General features: G+C 67.1%; 19 protein-coding genes. 3 read left to right on the top strand and 16 right to left on the bottom strand.

What is annotated here, in order from left to right; all coding sequences use genetic code 11:
• Positions 1 to 36: 36 nt before the first annotated feature.
• From flgE to flgB, 4 genes are all read right to left on the bottom strand, one after another.
• Positions 37 to 1,293 carry a flagellar hook protein FlgE gene (gene flgE, locus PNO31109_RS20775; protein WP_150557342.1) on the bottom strand — a complete coding sequence of 419 codons (1,257 nt, stop codon included), beginning with the start codon at positions 1,291 to 1,293 and terminating at the stop codon, positions 37 to 39.
• Positions 1,294 to 1,372: 79 nt separating this feature from the next.
• Positions 1,373 to 2,101, bottom strand: coding sequence for a flagellar hook assembly protein FlgD (gene flgD / locus PNO31109_RS20770; RefSeq protein ID WP_150557341.1), 729 nt, complete (start codon positions 2,099 to 2,101; stop codon positions 1,373 to 1,375).
• Between the two features lie 23 nt (positions 2,102 to 2,124).
• Positions 2,125 to 2,529 carry a flagellar basal body rod protein FlgC gene (gene flgC, locus PNO31109_RS20765; protein ID WP_023598365.1) on the bottom strand — a complete coding sequence of 135 codons (405 nt, stop codon included), beginning with the start codon at positions 2,527 to 2,529 and terminating at the stop codon, positions 2,125 to 2,127.
• Between the two features lie 5 nt (positions 2,530 to 2,534).
• Positions 2,535 to 2,975: a flagellar basal body rod protein FlgB gene (gene flgB / locus PNO31109_RS20760; RefSeq protein ID WP_150557382.1), complete on the bottom strand. Its 441-nt coding sequence runs from the start codon at positions 2,973 to 2,975 to the stop codon at positions 2,535 to 2,537.
• Positions 2,976 to 3,440: 465 nt separating this feature from the next.
• Between flgB and flgA the strand changes: the two genes are divergently transcribed.
• From flgA to PNO31109_RS20745, 3 genes are all read left to right on the top strand, one after another.
• Positions 3,441 to 4,505: a flagellar basal body P-ring formation chaperone FlgA gene (gene flgA / locus PNO31109_RS20755; protein WP_150557340.1), complete on the top strand. Its 1,065-nt coding sequence runs from the start codon at positions 3,441 to 3,443 to the stop codon at positions 4,503 to 4,505.
• Positions 4,506 to 4,641: 136 nt separating this feature from the next.
• A complete protein-coding gene (gene flgM, locus PNO31109_RS20750) occupies positions 4,642 to 4,980 on the top strand; it encodes a flagellar biosynthesis anti-sigma factor FlgM (protein ID WP_150557339.1) in 339 nt (112 codons plus the stop codon).
• Complete coding sequence (locus tag PNO31109_RS20745) at positions 4,977 to 5,435, top strand: flagella synthesis protein FlgN (RefSeq protein ID WP_150557338.1); 459 nt, start codon at positions 4,977 to 4,979, stop codon at positions 5,433 to 5,435. Before flgM ends, PNO31109_RS20745 begins: the two co-directional genes overlap by 4 nt.
• Before the next feature lie 173 nt (positions 5,436 to 5,608).
• Here the strand turns inward: PNO31109_RS20745 and PNO31109_RS20740 are convergent, their stop codons facing one another.
• The 12 genes from PNO31109_RS20740 to PNO31109_RS22335 all read right to left on the bottom strand — a co-directional run bounded on the left by PNO31109_RS20740 (position 5,609) and on the right by PNO31109_RS22335 (position 19,483).
• Positions 5,609 to 6,337, bottom strand: a complete 729-nt coding sequence (locus PNO31109_RS20740; protein ID WP_150557337.1) for an RNA polymerase sigma factor FliA — start codon at positions 6,335 to 6,337, stop codon at positions 5,609 to 5,611.
• Positions 6,338 to 6,374: 37 nt separating this feature from the next.
• Positions 6,375 to 7,262 carry a MinD/ParA family ATP-binding protein gene (locus PNO31109_RS20735; RefSeq protein WP_150557336.1) on the bottom strand — a complete coding sequence of 296 codons (888 nt, stop codon included), beginning with the start codon at positions 7,260 to 7,262 and terminating at the stop codon, positions 6,375 to 6,377.
• Between the two features lie 4 nt (positions 7,263 to 7,266).
• Complete coding sequence (flhF, locus tag PNO31109_RS20730) at positions 7,267 to 8,520, bottom strand: flagellar biosynthesis GTPase FlhF (RefSeq protein WP_150557335.1); 1,254 nt, start codon at positions 8,518 to 8,520, stop codon at positions 7,267 to 7,269.
• Complete coding sequence (gene flhA, locus PNO31109_RS20725) at positions 8,517 to 10,622, bottom strand: flagellar biosynthesis protein FlhA (RefSeq protein ID WP_150557334.1); 2,106 nt, start codon at positions 10,620 to 10,622, stop codon at positions 8,517 to 8,519. Before flhA ends, flhF begins: the two co-directional genes overlap by 4 nt.
• Positions 10,623 to 10,625: 3 nt before the next feature.
• A complete protein-coding gene (flhB, locus tag PNO31109_RS20720) occupies positions 10,626 to 11,777 on the bottom strand; it encodes a flagellar biosynthesis protein FlhB (protein WP_150557333.1) in 1,152 nt (383 codons plus the stop codon).
• A 133-nt stretch (positions 11,778 to 11,910) separates the two neighbouring features.
• Positions 11,911 to 12,534 carry a protein phosphatase CheZ gene (gene cheZ / locus PNO31109_RS20715; RefSeq protein WP_280525240.1) on the bottom strand — a complete coding sequence of 208 codons (624 nt, stop codon included), beginning with the start codon at positions 12,532 to 12,534 and terminating at the stop codon, positions 11,911 to 11,913.
• 53 nt (positions 12,535 to 12,587) lie between these two features.
• Positions 12,588 to 12,986, bottom strand: coding sequence for a chemotaxis response regulator CheY (gene cheY, locus PNO31109_RS20710; protein ID WP_039413638.1), 399 nt, complete (start codon positions 12,984 to 12,986; stop codon positions 12,588 to 12,590).
• Between the two features lie 146 nt (positions 12,987 to 13,132).
• Positions 13,133 to 14,212: a protein-glutamate methylesterase/protein-glutamine glutaminase gene (locus tag PNO31109_RS20705; RefSeq protein ID WP_150557331.1), complete on the bottom strand. Its 1,080-nt coding sequence runs from the start codon at positions 14,210 to 14,212 to the stop codon at positions 13,133 to 13,135.
• Positions 14,209 to 14,883 (bottom strand): chemoreceptor glutamine deamidase CheD, encoded by a 675-nt coding sequence (gene cheD / locus PNO31109_RS20700; RefSeq protein WP_150557330.1) that lies wholly within the window; start codon positions 14,881 to 14,883, stop codon positions 14,209 to 14,211. Before cheD ends, PNO31109_RS20705 begins: the two co-directional genes overlap by 4 nt.
• 1 nt (position 14,884) lies before the next feature.
• On the bottom strand, positions 14,885 to 15,826 hold the full coding sequence (locus PNO31109_RS20695) for a CheR family methyltransferase (protein WP_150557329.1): 942 nt from the start codon (positions 15,824 to 15,826) through the stop codon (positions 14,885 to 14,887).
• 70 nt (positions 15,827 to 15,896) lie between these two features.
• The gene (locus PNO31109_RS20690) at positions 15,897 to 17,543 is read right to left on the bottom strand and encodes a methyl-accepting chemotaxis protein (RefSeq protein WP_150557328.1); all 1,647 of its coding nucleotides are present in this window, start codon (positions 17,541 to 17,543) and stop codon (positions 15,897 to 15,899) included.
• Positions 17,544 to 17,728: 185 nt separating this feature from the next.
• Positions 17,729 to 19,483 carry a methyl-accepting chemotaxis protein gene (locus PNO31109_RS22335; protein ID WP_150557327.1) on the bottom strand — a complete coding sequence of 585 codons (1,755 nt, stop codon included), beginning with the start codon at positions 19,481 to 19,483 and terminating at the stop codon, positions 17,729 to 17,731.
• Positions 19,484 to 19,718: the final 235 nt, after the last annotated feature.

Raw genomic sequence — 19,718 nt, 5'->3', positions numbered from 1 at the left:
CGCCTCTGCTGCAGGTTACCCATGCGCGGCTCCGGATTACAGGTTGACCATCGTCTGCATCAACTGGTCTTCCGTCTTGATCGTCTGCGCGTTGGCCTGATAGTTGCGCTGCGCGGTGATCATGTGGACCAGTTCTGCGGTCAGGTCGACGTTCGACGCTTCCACGGCGCCGGCCTGCAGCTTGCCGAGGTTCGTGCCGCCGGGCACGCCGACGATGGGAATGCCCGAGTCTGCCGATTCGGCCCACAGGTTGTTGCCCAGCGGAATCAGACCCTGCACGTTGTTAAAATTGGCCAGCGCCACCTGCCCCAGCGTGATCGACTTCGTGTTCGAGTACGTGCCCACGATGGTGCCGTCGGCGTTGAACGTGAAGCCCGTCAGGCGGCCCGAGGTGTAGCCGTCCTGCGTGAGTGTGTTGGGCGTGTAGGTGTTGCCGTATTGCGTGGTGCCCGACAGGTCGAGCGTCATGTTCGCGTTCGACGCGCCGTTGCCGTAGGCGATCGTGGGCAGCGTGATCGGGCCGGTCACGGTCGCGCCGGTCGAGTCCGTCTGCGCCACGAGGCTGCCGGCCGAGTTGAACGTCATCGTGCCGATCGGGCCGGTGCCCACGAGCGTGGTGCCGTCGACCGAGGCGTAGACGGTCCACGTGGCGTTGTTGGTCGTGGCGTCGACGCTCGTCTTCTTGAAGTAGAGGTTCACGTCGTGCGCGTTGCCCAGCGAGTCGTAGACCTTGAGCGACGTGGCGTTGGTGTACGAATTCGGGTCGGTGATCGAGAACGGCGTGGTGTTGACCGCGTTGCGCGAGTCGAGGTTGAACTGACCGGTGATCTTGCTGGTGGCCGTGGGCGCGAGATCGCCCGTGGGGATCTGCAGATCGACCGGCGAGACGCTGTTGATGATGCCGTTCGGGCCGGCGAGGTAGCCGGTCAGGTGATCGCCGTTGGCGTCGACGATGTAGCCGTTCTTGTCGAGCGAGAACTGGCCGTTGCGCGTGTAGGCAATGGTGCCGTTGTTCGACACCCGGAAAAAGCCGTTACCCGAGATGGCCAGGTCGAGCTGACGATTCGTGACCGTGATGTCGCCCTGCGTGAACTGCTGCGCCACGGCCGCCACGCGCGTACCGATGCCGACAGTGTTGTTGCCCGCGCCGAACAGCGAATTGGCGTAGATGTCGGCGAATTGCGCCTGCCCTTGCTTGAAGCCGACCGTAGCCGCGTTGGCAACGTTGTTGCCGATGACGTCCAGGTCCTTGGAGGCGGCGTTCAGGCCGCTCAATCCGGTCGAAAAGGCCATGCTGTTACTCCTGAGTTCGGTTGTCGACGATGTGCGTCGCGAGGAAAACGGTTAAGGGCTTGCGTCGAAAACGGGTCGCTTACAGGATCTCGCGCACGTCGGCGAGCTTGACGTTCGTGCCCGTGCCCACATTGAGCAGCGGCGAGCCGGTCGTGCTCGCCACCACGCTTTGCACCTGTGCATACGAGAGCAGCGTCGGCGTCACGGCCTTGCCGTTGGCCGAGGCGGTCACCGTCAGCGTGTACTTGCCGTCGGCCACGGCGGTGCCCGCGTCGTCCTTGGCGTCCCACGTGAGTGCCTGCACGCCGGCATCCAGGGCGCCGGCGTTGACGGTGCGCACCACCTTGCCCGTGGCGTCCTTGATCTGGATGGTGACGGTGTCGGCGTCGCTCGGCAGCTCGAAGCCGAACGGCGTGGCGGTCTTCGTGACGGTGCCGTCGGTGCCGGTCGTGCTGCCCACGCCGATGCCGTTGCCCGGAATCAGCACGCCCTTGCCCACGAGCGCCGCGGCTTGCAGGCTTTGCGTGGAGTTGAGCTGCGAGGTGACCGAGGAGAGCGTGGTGTTGAGCTGCGTGATGCCCGAGACCGTGCTGATCTGCGCGAGCTGCGACGTGACCTGCGAGTTGTCCATCGGGTTGAGCGGGTCCTGGTTGTTCATCTGGGCGACGAGCAACTTCAGAAAGCTGTTTTGCAGGTCGTCGGCGCTGCCCGCCGAGGACTTCGAGCTGGAGCTGTTGGCCGTGCCGTTGATCGAGTCGAGGAACGACTGCGAGAAATTGCCGGCGTTCGACGTGTTGATACTTGCCATGATTCGGATCTCCGCGCGGCCCCTTACTGGCCGACCGTGAGGGTTTTGAGCATCAGCGTCTTGGCGGTGTTGAGCGCCTCGACGTTGGCCTGATAGGAGCGGGAAGCGGAGATCATGTTGACCATCTCTTCCACCGGATTCACGTTGGGCATGGTGACGTAGCCCTGGGCGTTGGCAGCCGGATTCTTCGGGTCGTACACGGTCTTGAGCGGCGACGGATCGTCGACCACGCCGGCGACCTTGACGCCGCCCACGTCGGCGCCGGCCACGGGGTTGACCTGAAACACGACCTGCTTGGCGCGGTACGGCTGACCGTCCGGGCCGGTAACGGATTCGGCATTGGCCAGGTTGCTGGCCGTGACGTTCATGCGCTGCGATTGCGCAGTCATGGCCGAACCGGCGACGTCGAAGATGCTCATCAGTGGCATGGCGCTTACCCTTGACTCGTGATGGCTGCCAGCATCGTCTTGATCTGGCTGGACAGGACCGTGAGGCCCGTTTGGTAATGCACGGCGTTATCGGCGAAGTTCACCCGCTCGGCGTCGAGCTCGACGGTGTTGCCGTCCACGCTCTGCTGATACGGCACGCGATAGAGCAGCTCGGGCCCACCCAGCGGGGGCGCCGTGCTTGCGCCGCGTGCGGCGATGTGGCGCGGCGAGGTGCGCGTGAGCGAGACGCTCGACTCGGTGGCGAGCTGCTGCTGCGCGCCACGCTCGACGGCCTGCGTGAGCGCGCTGTTGAAATCGACGTCGCGCGCCTTGTAGCCCGGCGTATCGGCGTTGGCGATGTTCGAGGAGATGATCTCCTGGCGATAGGCGCGCATGGCCAGCGCCTGCTGGGAAAATCGCAATGCCGCGTCCAGTTTGTCCATGATCTCGTCTCGCCCGATGCTTGCCTTGCTGCCAGGTGTTGCACAAGAAGTCCGTCCGTCGTCGCGCCCTGGCGCCAGGGCCGCCGGGGCCGCGGCGTCGCGTCCCGGGAAGCGGGCGTCGCCATGGCGCGCCGACGGGATGTCCTGCCGGGTCCGAAAAAAGTACGGACCTTTTGGCATGCTTCGCATCGTATGCCCGCGCTCCGGGATTCAATCGGATGAATAGGCACGAGATTGACCGCCATTTCGGGCCATGCCCCCGGCCGGACATCTCTAGAATGGCTTCCTGACGGCGCCGGACGGCGTTCGCCCCCCAGGCACAGGAACACTGCCCGGTGCCGTCGGCTTCACCGCGCCGCCGGGGTCCGGGGCGCCAGGCGGGTCGAGCGTCGGGCTGCACTGAATGCACCCCGTGCACCGTGAGTGCGCGACGAATGCCCCGCGAGCCGCACGCGAAGGAGAGTGAACATGGCAGGTAATTTCGGCGACCGTGTCGTCAGCGCCGCCCGCGAGCGCCATGCGCCGCGGCGTGGTCGTCGCGCGGGCTCGCGAGCCGGCCTGCGGGCCGCCGTGCTCATTGCCCTGTTCTCCGCGCTGTTCTCCGGCCCGTTCGCCGCCCCGCTGACAGCGGGGGCGGATGGTGTCGCACACGCTGCCACGCAGAGCCCGAACGCGGGCATCGCCACCGATCCTGCCGCGCAGAACCTGGGCAACGCGCTCGGGCCCGGGGCCATCGTCATTCCCGGCAACAATGCCGCCGCGGGTGGCGTCGCTTCGAACGTGCCGGGCAACGTTCGGCCGGTCGCCGTCAATGCCCAACCGAATGCGGGGGCCACTGCCGCTCAGGTCGCTCCTGCCCCTCAACCGTCGCCGCAGGCAACGGTCCCAGGCAATTCCCAATTCCAGAACACCGAAGTCGTGCGGCAGACGGCCGAGCGTTTCCTGCGTGAGCAGACGACCGGCCTGCCGGGCCGCGTGACGATCACCGTGGGCGACGCCGTCTCCGAGCGCATGCCCGCGTGCAGCGCGCTCGAACCGTTCCTGCCGCCCGGCGCGCGTCTGTGGGGCTCGACGACCGTTGGCGTGCGCTGCGCGGGCGAGCGTCCGTGGACGCTGTACCTGCAGGCGCGCGTGAGCATCAACGCAACGTATTTCGTGGCCGCCCGCCAGATCAACCCGGGCGAGACGATCGGGCCGAACGATCTGTCGCCGCGCCAGGGCGATCTCACATTGCTGCCGCGCACGGTGGCGACCGACGCCGGCCAGATCGTCGGCACGGTGGCAGTCAACCGCATCACGTCCGGATTGCCGATTCGCTCCGATCTGCTGCGCAGCGCGATTGCCGTGCAGCAGGGCCAGACGGTGCGCGTGGTCTCACGCGGCTCCGGCTTCGAGGTGAGCACCGAAGGCCAGGTGCTCTCGCGCGCCAGCGCGGGCGATCCCGTCCAGGTGCGTACCCGCGCCGGTCAGGTCGTCAGCGGCACCGTCAGGACGGGCAAAGGAGGCAACGTGGAAGTGGAAGTGGCCCTGTAGAGTCTGCGCAGCAAGCGCTCACTATCATTAAATCTTCGTTGAAATCACCCGGGTACTTGAACTGGTAACAGGATGTTACTTGCCTAAAGTTATGGCGGATAATGCCGTTACACAGGCAGGTTTCTGGGGAAAGCACATGAAAATCGAACCACCCGCCAATCCGTTGACTGGCGTCGGCCCGGGTAAGGGCACGGCGGACCGGGCGACGACCGGCACTGTGAGCACCGACGGCGCAACGGCGTCCGCGGCCAACGCCGGCGGCGCGGCGAGCGTGAGCACGAGCGCGTTGTCCTCGGAGATGCGCGCCCTGCAGGCCGCGCTGGCACAGACGGGTTCGGCCGATATCGACGTCGCCAAGGTCGCCGCCATCAAGCAGGCGATTTCGGAAGGCCGGCTCACGATCGACACCAACAAGATCGCGGATGGCCTCATTGCGACCGCGCGCGATCTGCTCTCGACGCAATCGAAGTCATGACCACGGATGCCCTGCTGAATGCCCTCGTCACGGAAACGGCCGCGATCGGCGCGTTTACAACGCTGCTCGACGAGGAACAGCAGGCATTGGTGAACGGCACGCTCGACGCATTGCCCGAACTCACCGAGCGCAAGACGCGCGCGGTGGCGGAACTCTCGGCGCTCGGCCGCGAGCGTGACGCGCACCTCCAGGCGTTGGGCTACACGCCCGACGAAGCGGGAGCCACGGCCGCCGCGGCAGCGGACGCGCGCATCGACGGCGCGTGGAAGACGCTGCTCGCCGCAGCGGCCGAGGCCAAGCGCGCCAACGACACGAACGGCGTGCTGATCCGCACCCGTCTCACCTACACCCAGCAAGCGCTCAACGTACTGTACGGCCCGGAGCAGAATGCCCCGCTGTATGGCCCCGACGGACGCACCACCCCACGCTCGAGCGGGGGAAGCGTTACCGCTTGAACCCCGAATCGCTTGCAGCGCTCGGCGCTTGAGCGGCCGGCGGGCCGGAGAGCCGGAGCGACACCCGGCGAGCGGCCCGGGAATCTTCTCGCCGTGCGCCCGCCCGTCGACGATCACTTCGCCACCGCTTCACCACCGATTCACCACCGCTTCCGCTACGGCAATGACGCGGCTCAACTCGCCGACGTCCACGCCTTCTCGCGCAGCGTCGCACGCAGCCGCGAAATGGCCTGGCTGTGGAGCTGGCACACGCGGGACTCGCTGACCTCGAGCACCGCGCCGATCTCGCGCAGGTTCAGGCCCTGCTCGTAGTACAGACTCATCAGCAGCTTCTCGCGCTCGGGCAGGCGCTCGATCGCGTCGACCACGCCGCCGCGCAGCCCCTCGTCGAGCAGCATCGTCAGCGGATCGGCCCCCGGGTCCGCACAGATGCGGTCGATGAAGGGCTCTTCGTCCGCCGACTCGAAGTCTTCGTAGTAAATCAGCTGGCAGCCGTGCACGTCCTGCAGCATCTGCTGATACTCGGCCAGCCCGATGGACATCTCGCCGGCGATCTCGCTCTCCGACGGCCCTCGTCCGAGCCGCTGCTCCAGGCGCTGCACCGCCTGCTCGATCTGGCGCGCCGTCTTGCGAATGCCTCGCGAGGCCCAATCCAGCTCGCGCAGCTCGTCGAGCATGGCGCCGCGAATCCGCTGGCTCGCGTAAGTCTCGAACTGCGCGCCCTGCGTTTCCTGATAGCGGTTGGCGGCATCCAGCAAACCCAGCATGCCGGCCTGGATCAGATCCTCCAATTCCACGCTCGCCGGCAGCTTGGCCATCAATTGCAGCGCCAGCCGGCGCACCAACGGCGCGTATTGGGTCAGCGTGTCGTTCGTGTCGACCTTCCCGCGCGCGGTATACATGTTTCCCTCCGCTTCCTCTCGACGCGTGCCGTGCCGCTCAGGCCGTGTGCGCGCTCGTCGCGCCCACGCCGTGCGCCAGCTCGCCACCGCGATCGCCGCCGATGTCACCCATTGCCGCACCCATTCCCACGCCCAGGGTCGCACCCAGAGCCGGCCCCCCGGCCTCCGGCACCGCCAGCGGCCAGTGCATGACCTGGGCGGCCAACTGACGATACGCCACCGCCGCGGGCGCCATGGGGAACGCGTCGACCACCGTGCGCGTCAATTGCCGCGCGCGCATGACCTGACGATCGGCCGGCACATGGCCCGCCAGCTCCAGCGACACCGCGAGATAACGGCTCGCCGTCGTCGCCAGATTGCGGCACACCACGCGGGCCTCCACATCCTCCGCCCGGTTCACCAGCACCCGGAATTGCGCCAGCGCATATTCGTAATGCGCCCGCTTGATCCACGAATACGCTCCCGTGATCGACGCCGGATCGCGCCCGAGCACCACCAGCACGTCGTTCGCATGCGCGGCAAGCGGACTGAGCAGCGCGCCCGCGTGCGTGCAGTCGATCACCACGACATCGGGCTCGCCCGCGGTGAGCACCGGCAGCGCGCGCATCGGGTCGATGCGCTCCGGATGGCGATGCGCCACCGGCACGAGCACCACGTTCTCGCGCGTATGCACGCGAACCGAATCGGCCGCGATGCGGCCGGCAAGCACGTCATGGATGTCGCCGCGCAGCGGCAGCCCGAGCGCCGGCGCGGCATGGCCGCTCTCGTCGGCCAGCACGACATCCTGACCGTGATGGGCCAGCGCACTGGCCAGATTCAGCGCCACACTCGTCTGACCCGCTTCAGGCGTACTCCCGACCACGGCGATGATGCGCGTGGCATGGCGCGCCACCAGACGGCGCAGTCCCTCCGCTTGATCGAGCACGAGTTTAACCAAAGCACGCCTCGCCAGAAGATTGTGCGGGCGCGAACAGCCCGCTGTAGTTCGGATCGACGCCACGCACCACGGCCGGCAGGTCTTCCTCGGCCGGCACGAACGGCGACCCCGTCACCGGCGCCGAGAGCGCCGTCTCGATCAGGAATTCGCGCTCGGCCACGTGCAGGTTCTCCGGCACGCGCTGCCCCGTGGACACGTAGTGCACCGGCAGACGGTGACGAATCACCGTATCGAGCACCGAGCCGAGATTGGTGGTCTCGTCGAGCTTCGTCAGGATACACCCGGCGAGGTCGCCGCCTTGCGCGCTGGCGCTGCGATACGCGTGCACCACTTCGTTGAGCGTGTCGCCGTGGCTCGTGGCGTTGAGCAGCAGCAGGCGCTGCACCGGCGTGTGCGCCCCACACAGCATGGCCACCTGCTCCGGCACGGTGCGATCGCGCTGGCTCATGCCCACCGTGTCGATGAGCACCATGTGCTTGTTGCGCAGCTCGGTGAGCGCGAGACGCAGGTCCGTTGCATCCTTTACCGCATGCACCGTCACGCCCAGGATCTTGCCGTAGATGCGCAGTTGCTCGTGGCCGCCGATACGGTAGCTGTCCGTCGTGAGCAGCGCGAGCTTCTCGGCGCCGTGGCGCATCACGCAACGCGCGGCGAGCTTGGCCGTCGTCGTGGTCTTGCCCACGCCGGTCGGCCCCATGAGCGCATACACCCCGCCGCGCTCCATCAATTCGTCTTCGTTCGCCATGACGGGCAGATTGCGCTTGAGCGCATTTTTCACCCACTCGAGACCCGGCTCACGCCCGCTGCCTTCGGGCAGATGCTCGAGCAGCGCACGGCCGAGCTGCGCCGAAAAACCCGCGGCGAGCAGCGTGCGCAGGATTTCGCCCTGGGCCGGCGAGCGCCGCCGCTTGTCGTTCCACACCAGCCCGGCCACCTGCTCCTCGAGCAGGCCGCGCATGCTTTGGAGTTCGCCCATCATGCTCTGCGCGAAGGCGCTCGCCGCCGCGATGTCCTGAGCCGCCGCGGCCGCCGCCGGCGGCGCCGCCGGAGCCGGACGGGGACGCGGCCGGTAAGTGGGCATGTCGCCGCCGGCGAGCGCGTCGAGATCCTCTTCCGCCAGCGCCACGATTTCCACGCCGTTGGCCACCGAACGGTTGGACAACACGACCGCATCGGGCCCGATTTCCTCGCGAATCTGGCGCAGTGCGTCGCGGCACGTGCCCGCAAAGAACTTCCGAATCTTCACGCTTGACCTCCGATGAGTGCCGTCATTTTCACGTTGCGCGTATCAGGCACTTCCGCATACGACAAAACCTTGAGCTGCGGCAGGCTGCGGCGCAGGAAGCGCGAGAGCAGCGAGCGCAACGGATGTTGAACCAGCAATACCGCCGGCAGCCCCTGGCGCTCCTGACGCGCCACGGCCGCCTGCGTCTCGCGCAGCAGCGTGTCGGCCAGGCCCGGCTCGAGGCCGGTGCCGCCGCCGGCGGACAGCGCCTGCGTGAGAATTCTTTCGAGATTGGCGTCGAGCCCCACGACCTCCAGGTCGCCGTTGCCCGGGAACACGCTCTGGGTGATCGCGCGGCCCAGCGACAGGCGCACCAGCGCCGTGAGATCGTGCGGGTCCTGCACGCGCGCGCCGTGTTCGGCAATGGTGTCGATGATGGTGCGCATGTCGCGAATCGGCACCTGCTCCTCGAGCAGGTTTTGCAGCACCTTCTGCAGCGTGGTGAGCGCGATCGTCTTGGGCACCAGATCCTCGATGAGCTTCGGCGCGTCCTTGCCGATGCGCTCAATGAGCTGCTGCACTTCCTGGCGCCCGAGCAACTCGTGCGCGTGGGCGTTGATCAGATGGTTCAGGTGCGTGGCCACGACCGTGCCGGCATCGACCACCGTGTATCCGTATGCCTGCGCCTGATCGCGCTGGCCGACGTCGATCCACGTCGCGGGCAGGCCGAAGGCCGGATCTCGCGTCGGCGTGCCCTGCAGCGGCGCGCTCACCTGCCCCGGGTCGATCGCGAGCAACTGCCCCGGATACGCTTCGCCCTCGCCGATGATCACGCCCTTGAGCGTGATGCGGTACTGGTTCGGCCGCAACTCCAGGTTGTCGCGAATATGGACGACCGGCGCGAGAAAGCCGATCTCCTGCGCGAACTTCTTGCGAATGCCCTTGATGCGCTTGAGCAGCTCACCGTCCTGATTGCGATCGACGAGCGGGATCAGGCGGTAGCCGACTTCGAGACCGAGCGGATCGACGAGCGCCACGTCGTCCCACGACGCTTCGGCCACTTCGGCCGGCGCCGTCGCCGCGACGGGCGCCGGACGCGCGGCTTGCTGCCTGCTCGCCTCGGCGCGACGGAACTGCCAGCGCGCGAGCGCACCAAGGCCGAGAGCCAGCAGCAGGAATGCCAGGTGCGGCATGCCCGGGATCAGCCCCATCAGGCCGAGGATGGCGGCGGTAATGCCCAGCACCCGCGGGTTGCTGAAGAGCTGGGAGACGACCTGCTGGCCGACGTCCTCGTCGGTGGCCACGCGCGAGACCACCACGCCGGCGGCCGTCGAGATCACCAGCGCGGGGATCTGGGCGACGAGGCCGTCGCCAATAGTGAGCAGCGTGTAGTTCTTGGCCGCCGTGGCGAGATCCAGGTTGTGCTGCGCCACGCCCACGATCAGCCCGCCGACGATGTTGATCAGCATGATGAGCAGACCGGCGACCGCGTCGCCGCGCACGAACTTCGAGGCGCCGTCCATGGAGCCGTAGAAGTCCGCTTCCTGCGCGATCACGGCGCGGCGCTTGCGCGCCTCCTCTTCGCCGATCAGGCCGGCGTTCAGGTCGGCGTCGATGGCCATCTGCTTGCCGGGCATGGCGTCGAGGGTGAAGCGCGCCCCCACTTCGGCGATACGCCCGGCGCCCTTCGTGATCACCATGAAGTTGATCACGACCAGGATGATGAAGACCACGATGCCCACGGCGTAGTTGCCGCCGACCAGGAAGTGACCGAACGCCTCGATCACCTTGCCGGCCGCGTCCGGACCGGTATGCCCTTCGAGCAGCACCACGCGCGTGGACGCCACGTTCAGCGACAGACGCAGCAGCGTGGAGAAAAGCAGCACGCTCGGGAACGCCGCGAAGTCGAGCGGCTTTTGGGTGTACATGCTCACGAGCAGCACCATCACCGACAGCGCGATGTTGAACGTAAACAGCAAGTCCAGGATGAACGGCGGCAACGGCAGGATCATCATGCCCAGAATCATGATGATCAGCACCGGCGCGGCGAGCGACTTCAGATTGCCGCCGAGGAGCAGTTGCGAGGTGCGCAGCAGCTGGTTCGCGCGAGGGTTGAGGTTCATTCGTTACACTCGTTTCGACCGGGCGCGCCGCGGGGCGGCGAGTTCGGCCGGCACCGGCAGCTCGGTCGGCGTGACCGGCTCCACGCCGCCCTCGGTACGCCAGCGGCGAAGCTGGAAGACCCACGCCAGCACTTCGGCCACGGCCGTGTACAGGGTGGCCGGAATTTCGTGACCGATTTCCACGTGCGCGTGCAGCGCGCGGGCCAGCGGCGGGGCTTCGAGAATCGGGATGTTGTGCTCCACCCCCATCTCGCGGATACGCTGGGCGACCAGATCGGTGCCCTTGGCGAGCACGCGCGGCGCGCTCATGTGTTCCTTGTATTCGAGCGCGACGGCGAAGTGCGTCGGGTTCGTCACGATCACGTCGGCCTTCGGCACGTCCTGCATCATGCGCCGGCGCGCGGCCTGGCGCTGCAACTGGCGAATGTGGGCCTTCAGGTGCGGATCGCCTTCGTTTTCCTTGTTCTCCTGGCGCACTTCCTCCTTGGTCATGCGCAGCTTCTTGTAGTGCTGCCAGAGTTGGAATGGCACGTCGATGGCCGCCACCAGCAGCAGCGAGGCCACGATGAACGCGCAGCACACCACGATCATCTCGCCCACGTATGGCAGCGCCGCCCGCGGCGACTGCGTCATGAGTCCCATGACCGCGTCGCGATCGCGCGCGATTGCCCAGTAGGCCACGGCGCCGACCAGCAGTGTCTTGGCGACCGCCTTGACCAGCTCGATCAGGCCCTGCACGGAGAACATGCGCCCGAAGCCCTTGAGCGGGTTCAGGCGCCCGAAGTTGGGCGCGAGCGACTTGGTGGTGAAAAGCCAGCCGCCGAGCGCCATCGGTGCGGTGATCGCCGCGATCACCAGCAGGCCGAGCAGCGGCGCAATGGTCATGAGCGCGTCGGCGCCCGAGTGCGCGGCGCTCGAGAGCATGCGGTGCGTGTCGAGGGCGGTGCCCGGCTCGAACTGCATGCCGCGGCGCATGAGCTGCCCGAAACCTTGCGAGATACGCTCGGCCATCATCCACAGGCCGGCCACCCCGGCCGCCAGCAGGGCGAACGTGGATAATTCGCGCGAACGCGCAACCTGTCCCTCCTCGCGCGCCTTTTCAAGGCGCCGGGGGGACGCAGGTTCCGTCTTTTCGAGATCGCTATCCTCAGCCATGCCCTATCCACAACGGGCGGACGAACCCACCCTATCGCGACCGATTATGGCCGTAACCGTCAAGTCACAAAGGGGGGAATAGAGGCGGGATTGGGCGGTATTTCGCCCGGGCGGCCAACCGGCCGCCGGGCCGTCAGAATCCGAGGCTGGCGAGCAGGTCGTCGACCTGGCCCTGATCCGAGACGATGTCGTTGCGGCCTTCTTTCTTGATCTGCGGGCCGTTGAGCAGGGAGTCTTCGGCTTCCTTGCGCTTTTCGGGCGGCATGTTCTCGAGCAGCGTCTGGAGCAGATGCTTCTCGATCTCCTGCACCACGTCCATGATCTTCTTGATGACCTGCCCGGTCAGATCCTGGAAATCCTGCGCCATCATGATTTCCATCAGATGCGCGTTGGTCGCGCGGGTGTCCTCGGGCACGCGACGCAGATACGTGCGCGTGTCCTGCACGAGCTGGCGCGCGTCATCGAGCTCGAGCGGCTGGTCGAACCACTTGGCCCAGCGCTCGTCGAGCGCGTTGGCGTCGCTCTCGAGACGGTCCTGAATCGGCTTGGCCAGTTCGATGGCCGTCAGCGCGCGCACCGCCGCCTGCTCGGTCATGGTCGCGACGTAGTTCAGCCGGTCCCGTGCGTCGGGAATGGCCTCGGCCGCCTGCTCCAGTTGCTTGTCCAGCCCCAGTTCGCGCAGGTTGTCGCGCAGCATGCGCGTGAGCTGCCCGATGCGCATGAGCATGCGCTCGGCCGGATCCGCCTCGCCGGTCACGTAAGCGCCGTCGGGCTCGGCCGGCCATTCAGTGCTCGCCTCGTGGGTCACGGTCAGGCCCCCGTTTTTTCCATTTTCTCGAAGATCTTGCCCAGCTTTTCGTCAAGGGTCGCCGCCGTGAACGGCTTGACCACGTACCCGCTCGCCCCGGCCTGCGCGGCGGCGATGATGTTTTCCTTCTTGGCTTCGGCCGTGACCATCAGCACCGGCAGCTTCGAGAGGTTCGGATCGGCGCGGATCTGCTGGAGCATGGTCAGGCCGTCCATGTTGGGCATGTTCCAGTCCGACACCACGAACTCGAAGTTGCCGCCGCGCAGCTTGGCGAGCGCCGCCGCGCCATCCTCGGCCTCGTCCACATTCGAGAAACCGAGCTCCTTGAGCAGGTTTCGCACGATCCGTCGCATCGTCGGGAAGTCGTCGACGACCAGGAATTTCATGTTCTTGTCTACCATCTTCACTCCAATTCGGCGGGCTCCGCGCGGGAGCCGGCCAGATTCATGGGCAAATGCCGCCTTCACTCAGTGCCCTAAGTGTGTCCGCAAACCAACGCGAGGCATACGGCGAACAAATGCCAATTAGGGGCCGATTTGGCGCCCTACTATACCCGTTGCGTGCGTTCGCCAAATTTCGCGACCTGATGCAGCACTTTTCGGGCCATCTCGTGCAGCGGGACCACCTCTTCCGCGCCGCCCATCGCAATGGCCTCGCGCGGCATGCCGAACACGATGCAGCTCGCCTCGTCCTGCGCGAACGTGTAGGCGCCGGCCTGGCGCATCTCCACCAGGCCGGCGGCGCCGTCGCGGCCCATGCCCGTGAGGATCACGCCGATGGCGTTGCGCCCGGCATGCACGGCCGCGGAGCGAAACAATACATCGACCGACGGCCGATGTCGATTCACCGGCGGCGCCGGATCGAGCAGCGCCACGTAGTTCGCGCCGCTGCGCGAGAGCTGCAGGTGGGTGTCGCCGCCCGGCGCGATGTACGCGTGGCCCGGCAGCACCCGCTCGCCGTGCTCGGCTTCCTTGACGGTGATCCGGCACAGGCCGTTCAGGCGCTGCGCGAACGATTTCGTAAAGCCCGCCGGCATGTGCTGCGTGATGAGAATGGCCGGGGCGTCGGGCGGCATCGGCACGAGCACCTCGCGGATCGCTTCCGTGCCGCCCGTGGACGCGCCGATGATGATCAGCTTCTCGGTCGATACGAGCGGGTTGCGCAGCATCGGCGCCGATTCGACCGGCGCCGGCGCAGCGCTCCTGGGCGGCGCGCTGCGCACGCGCGCGCGCGCCGCGCCGCGGATCTTGTCGGCGATCATCTCGCCGTACTCGAGCATGCCGTCACGAATGCCCAGACGCGGCTTGGTCACGAAGTCCACGGCGCCGAGTTCGAGCGCGCGCAGCGTGACTTCCGAGCCGCGCTCGGTAAGCGAGGACACCATGAGCACCGGCATCGGGCGCAGGCGCATGAGCTTCTCGAGGAAGTCCAGGCCGTCCATGCGCGGCATTTCGACGTCGAGCGTGAGCACGTCCGGGTTGTGTTGCTTGATCAGGTCGCGCGCCACGAGCGGGTCGGGTGCGGTCGCCACTACGGTCATGTCCGGTTGGGCATTGATGATCTCGGTCATCAGGCTGCGCACGAGTGCGGAATCGTCCACGCACAGGACTTTGATTGGTTCGCTCAAGCCTCCTCCATTTGTCGGTTGTCAGGCCCCGGCCGAGGCTTGGCATTTCTGGCCGGTGGCGCAAAGAGTTCTACGGAGCCCCGTACTTCGCGTGCGCGCAGTCGCTGCGCATACGCCTGTTCGCGCTGGACGATCGCCGGGTCTCCCCGGTCGCCCAGCTTCCTGACCATCACCCGCCCGGTGCGCGGCAAGAAACACACCTTGCGCGGGTGCGGTCCGAGCAAATCCTGCGCGCTCACGCGGATCTGCTCCATCTCGAGATACCGCAACACGAAGTTCGCGTTGCGATCGCCGATGTTCAGTGTCGTCATGCCCGCGAGCACCGCACCGCCGCCGAAGACTTTCGCTTCGAGCCGCTCGCGGCGCGCGCCGAGCTTGATGAGCTCGTTGATGAGCATTTCCATCGCATACGCCCCGTAGCGCATGGACGCTGACAGAATGCGATCTCGCTCGCTCTCGCCATCGTCGGGCAGCATGAAGTGATTCATGCCGCCGATGCCGGTGACGGTGTCGCGCACACACGCCGCCACGCACGAGCCGAGCACGGTCACGAGCATGATGTCCTCGGTCGTGACGTAGTACTCCGAGGGCAGCAGCTTCACCGCCCGCGTATTGAAGGCGTTGTCGAAATAATGGTTGGTGGCGAGCGCCTCGGCCAGCGGCTGTGCCATGTCACGCTCCCCGTGCGCCCGTGCCGGCCAGCTCGTAGACTGTCTGCCCTCGCAGACGGAACGCGCGGCTCACATAAGTGAAGTTTTCCGAATGCCCGGCAAAGAGCAGTCCATCCGGCTTGAGCAGCGGCACGAAGCGCTCCAGAATGCGCGCCTGCGTGGCCTTGTCGAAATAGATCATGACGTTGCGGCAGAAGATGGCGTCGAACGGCCCGCCGATCTGCCACGACGGCGCAAGCAGGTTCAGCGGCTCGAACGTCACGAGCTGCTGCAGTTCCGGACGCACCTTGATCTTGCCCGCGTTCGCGCCCGTGCCGCGCAGGAAGTGCCGATGCAACTGCTCCTGCGTGAGCTTGCCGGTCTGCTCGCCGTTGTACACGGCGGCCGAGGCGCGCGCGAGCACCTGCGTATCGACGTCGGTGGCCAGCACGCTCGCGTTGGGCCGCGAGCCCAGCGTATCGACCAGCGTCATCGCGATCGAATACGGCTCCTCGCCGGTGGACGCGGCGCAGCACCAGATCGAAATCGGCTTCGGACGGTTGCGCACGAACTCGGCGAGCAGCGGGAAGTGATGCGATTCGCGAAAGAACGACGTGAGGTTCGTGGTGAGCGCGTTGGTGAACGACTCCCACTCGGCGTCGCCCGTATCGGCCTCGAGCATGTCGAGGTACTCGGTGAAGCTCGTCATGCCAAGCGCTCGCAGGCGCCGCGCGATGCGGCTGTACACCATCTCGCGCTTGTGCTCGGCAAGCGCAATGCCCGCACGCTGGTAGATCAGGTTGCGGATGCGGCCAAAGTCGGCCAGCGAGAAGGCAAAGTCACGCTCGCCCGCGAGGGCCGCACCGCTCGCGCGCGCGAAATCCGCGCTGCGCGAACCGACCTCACCGTCGGGGCCAGCGGCCCCACGGCGCGTCAGATGCGAAGAGTTGCGCGAATCAGTCATGGTGTCTCACTTGAATACGGCGTGGATCGCTCGCTTTACTGGCGGCTCGATGGTCCTTGCGCGTCGCGTCTCATGCCGCCCGGGCCATCGGTGCCGGTTCGCGCCGGACCGCGCGGATCGAGCGCGGCGTTGCCGCGTCGGCCCCGCGCGCCTCACCGCCATCACTGCCGCCGCCGGTCTGGAATACCGACACGGCCGCGCGCAGTTCGTGCGCCTGCGATTCGAGCGCACCGGCGGCCGCCGCGGCCTCTTCCACGAGCGCCGCGTTCTGCTGCGTGACTTCGTCCATCTGCGCCACGGCGCGGTTGACCTGCTCGATGCCGCCCGACTGTTCCGCCGACGCGGCCGAAATCTCGCCCATGATGTCCGTCACGCGCTTGACCGCCTGCACGATCTCGTCCATGGTCTGTCGCTGCTGCGCGACAAGGGCCGTGCCGTCCTGTACGCGCCGCGCCGAGTCCTCGATCAGCGCCTTGATTTCCTTGGCGGCGGCCGCGCTGCGCTGCGCGAGCGTGCGCACTTCGCCGGCTACCACGGCGAAGCCACGACCCTGCTCGCCCGCGCGCGCGGCCTCGACCGCCGCGTTGAGCGCGAGGATGTTGGTCTGGAACGCAATGCCGTCGATCACGCCGATGATGTCGACGATCTTGTTCGAGCTCGCCGAAATGCCGTCCATCGTCTCGCCGACCTGACCGGACACTTCGCCGCCGCGCGTGGCGATCTCCGAGGCGTTGACCGCCAACTGGCTCGCCTGGCGCGCGTTGTCCGCGTTCTGCTTGACGGTCGCCGTGAGCTGCTCCATCGACGAGGCCGTCTCTTCGAGCGAGGCCGCCTGCTGTTCCGTGCGCGCCGACAGGTCCGTGTTGCCCGCCGCGATCTGCTGCGCGGCCGTCGTGATGGACTCGGTCCCCTGGCGGATCTGGCCGATGGTGTCGGCCAACGTGCTTTGCATGCGTTGCATCGCGTAGAGCAGGCTTGAAGTGTCGCCCGGCGCCACGCTCACATGGCTGTGCAGATCGCCCGAGGCGATGCGCCGCGCGATTTGCGCCGCGTATTCGGGCTCGCCGCCAAGGCTGCGCTGCACGTTGCGGATGATGGTGATCATGGCGGCGGTGACGATGGCCCCGATCAGCAGCAGCGCGGCGCCGAAGCGCATCAGCGTGCCGTAGAACGCCTCGTCGATGTCCTGCACGTAGACACCGCTCATCAGGCCCCAGTCCCAGGGCGCGAAGTACTTCACGAACGAGATCTTCGCGAGACGCTCGTCGCTGCCCGCGCGGCGTCCGTAGTACTCGACGAAGCCGGTGCCTTTGTCCTTGGCCACGCGCACCATCTCGACATAGAGCAGCTTGCCGTTCGTATCTTTGTAGTTGGAGACATCCTTGTTGACCAGGTCGGCGAGCGTCGGGTGCATGAGCACGACCGGCTTCGAGTCGAAGATGACGAGATAGCCGTTGTCGCCGTAGCGCATGGTCTTCAGACGCGCCATGGCTTGCTGCTTGGCCTCCTCGACGCTCATCTTGCCCGCGGCGGCCTGCGCCGCGTAGTCGCGCACGATGCCGTCGGCGCTCGTGACAACGTCCTGCACGGCCGTGCGGCGCTCGGAGAGCATCGTGCCGCGCTCATGCCAGGCGGCCCAGCCGCCGAGGAACAACAGGCCCAGCCACATCAGCGCGAGCGCGGACCAGAGTTTTGCCTTGAGACTCAACTGCATCATGATGCGACCCCTCCACTACCGGCACGCCGTGGCGCCGCACTTTCGTGCAGCGCGCGCGACGGCCCTGTCTTACCCAGTGTTGCCACTTGCCGACACACGCCTCGCCCCGGCGGGCAAGGCGCGTGCACCGTTCCTGTAGGTTGTTGCCTATGCTCTCCCGGCGGGAGATGCCACGCCCGGTGCGATCAGAAGGTTTCCCAATCGCCGTTCGCGTCGTCCGTGCCCGTGCGGCTCGCCGCCGGAGCGGCGGCCGCCGGCGCCGGCTTGCGCAGCGGTGCGGGCGCCGGTGCTGCCTTCGGCGCGGGCGCGGCGGCCGGCGCCGCGACCTTCTTCGCGACCGGACGCGCCACTGCCGGCATGGCCGCCGGGGCGGCGTGGCTCGCGCCCGCCTGACTGGCGTCCAGGCGGAACACGCTCACCACCGACTTCAGACGGTTGGCCTGCTCCTCGAGCGAGCCGGCCGCGGCGGCCGCTTCTTCCACGAGCGCCGCGTTCTGCTGCGTGACCTCGTCCATCTGCGTCACGGCGCGGTTGACCTGTTCGATGCCGCCCGACTGCTCCGCCGACGCGGCCGAAATCTCGCCCATGATGTCCGTCACGCGCTTGACCGCCTGCACGATCTCGTCCATGGTCTGACCGGCCTGCTCGACGAGTGCCGAGCCGTCCTGCACCTTGTGGGCGGAGTCCTCGATCAGCTCCTTGATCTCCTTGGCGGCGGCCGCGCTGCGCTGCGCGAGCGTGCGCACTTCGCCGGCTACCACGGCGAAGCCGCGGCCCTGCTCGCCCGCGCGCGCGGCTTCGACCGCCGCGTTGAGCGCGAGGATGTTGGTCTGGAACGCAATGCCGTCGATCACGCTGATGATGTCGACGATCTTGTTCGAGCTCGCCGAAATGCCGTTCATCGTGCCGACCACGCGGCCCACGACGTCCCCACCGCGGGCAGCGATCTCCGAGGCGTTGACCGCCAACTGGCTCGCCTGGCGCGCGTTGTCCGCGTTCTGCTTGACGGTCGCCGTGAGCTGCTCCATCGACGAGGCCGTCTCTTCGAGCGAGGCCGCCTGCTGCTCCGTGCGCGCCGACAGGTCCGTGTTGCCCGCCGCGATCTGCTGCGCGGCCGAGGTGATCGACTCGGTGCCCGAGCGGACTTCCGCCACGGTGCGCACGAGGCTGTCCTGCATGTGCTTCACGCCCTTGAAGAGGCGCCCCGTCTCGGTGTCGTTCCACACTTCGATGCGCTGCGTGAGGTCGCCCGCGGCGATTTTCTCGAAGTGCCGGATCGCGTCGTCGATCGGTCCGACGATGGCGCGCGTGAGCGTGACCTGCGTGATGATGCTCACGATCAGGCCGACGACGAGACCGACGCCGACCAGCCACATCACCAGCGTGTAGCGCGCCTGTGCGGCGAGGTAGCGTTCCTCCGCGTTCTTCACCTGCAGATCCGCCAGCACGGTCATCGCCTTGGTGTAGTCGGCGAACAGGCGCGGCACGTCCATCACGGTCTTGGCGTGGAAGTCGGGAATGTCGCCCGATTCGATGGCCTTGAGCGCCGGCAGGATGCCCTCGTTCACGACCTTGCCGCGGGCGGCCACGACGCTGTCGGCGAGCGGCTTTTCCTGCTCGTTCATCGGCAGCGCGGCGTAGGCGGCCCAAGCGTCGTCGGCCTTCTTCAGGTTGGTCCGCACACTCTCGATCGCGGTCTTGATCTCGGTCGGATCGGCGATGAATTCGATGCGCGAGAGCGTCACCCGGGCCGATAGCGTGGCGATCGTCGTCTGCGCGAGGGAACGCGACGAGGCCATGTCGTTCGAGTAGATTTCCTGAAGCGATGCGTTGCTCTGTCGCAGCGACAGAAGGCCCGCCGCGGCGCCCACGACCAGCAGCACCATGAAGAGTCCGAGCGCCAGCGTCAGCCGCGCCCGGATGGTGACATTCTTAAACATAACGACCTCTACCCCGTGAAGGCCGGCATGCCGCCGGCGTACTCATCCCAATCCATCGAAACGTCAAAACTCTTCCCAATCGCCGGAGTCGCTTGACGACGTATTTCCGGTGCTCCCCATGCCGCCCGCCGGGGCCTTGCCGCGACGCGCCGCCAATTGCAGGACCTGCGCATCTTCCGGTGCCGCGGCGCCCGGCGGCGTCGCGCCTGCCGGCGCCTGCGGCCGACGCGTCAGC

Origin of the sequence: Pandoraea nosoerga (assembly GCF_902459585.1) — a bacterium.
Lineage (GTDB): Bacteria > Pseudomonadota > Gammaproteobacteria > Burkholderiales > Burkholderiaceae > Pandoraea > Pandoraea nosoerga.
Note: the sequence above shows the minus strand (reverse complement) of the source record. Positions and strands in the feature narration are given on the sequence as shown.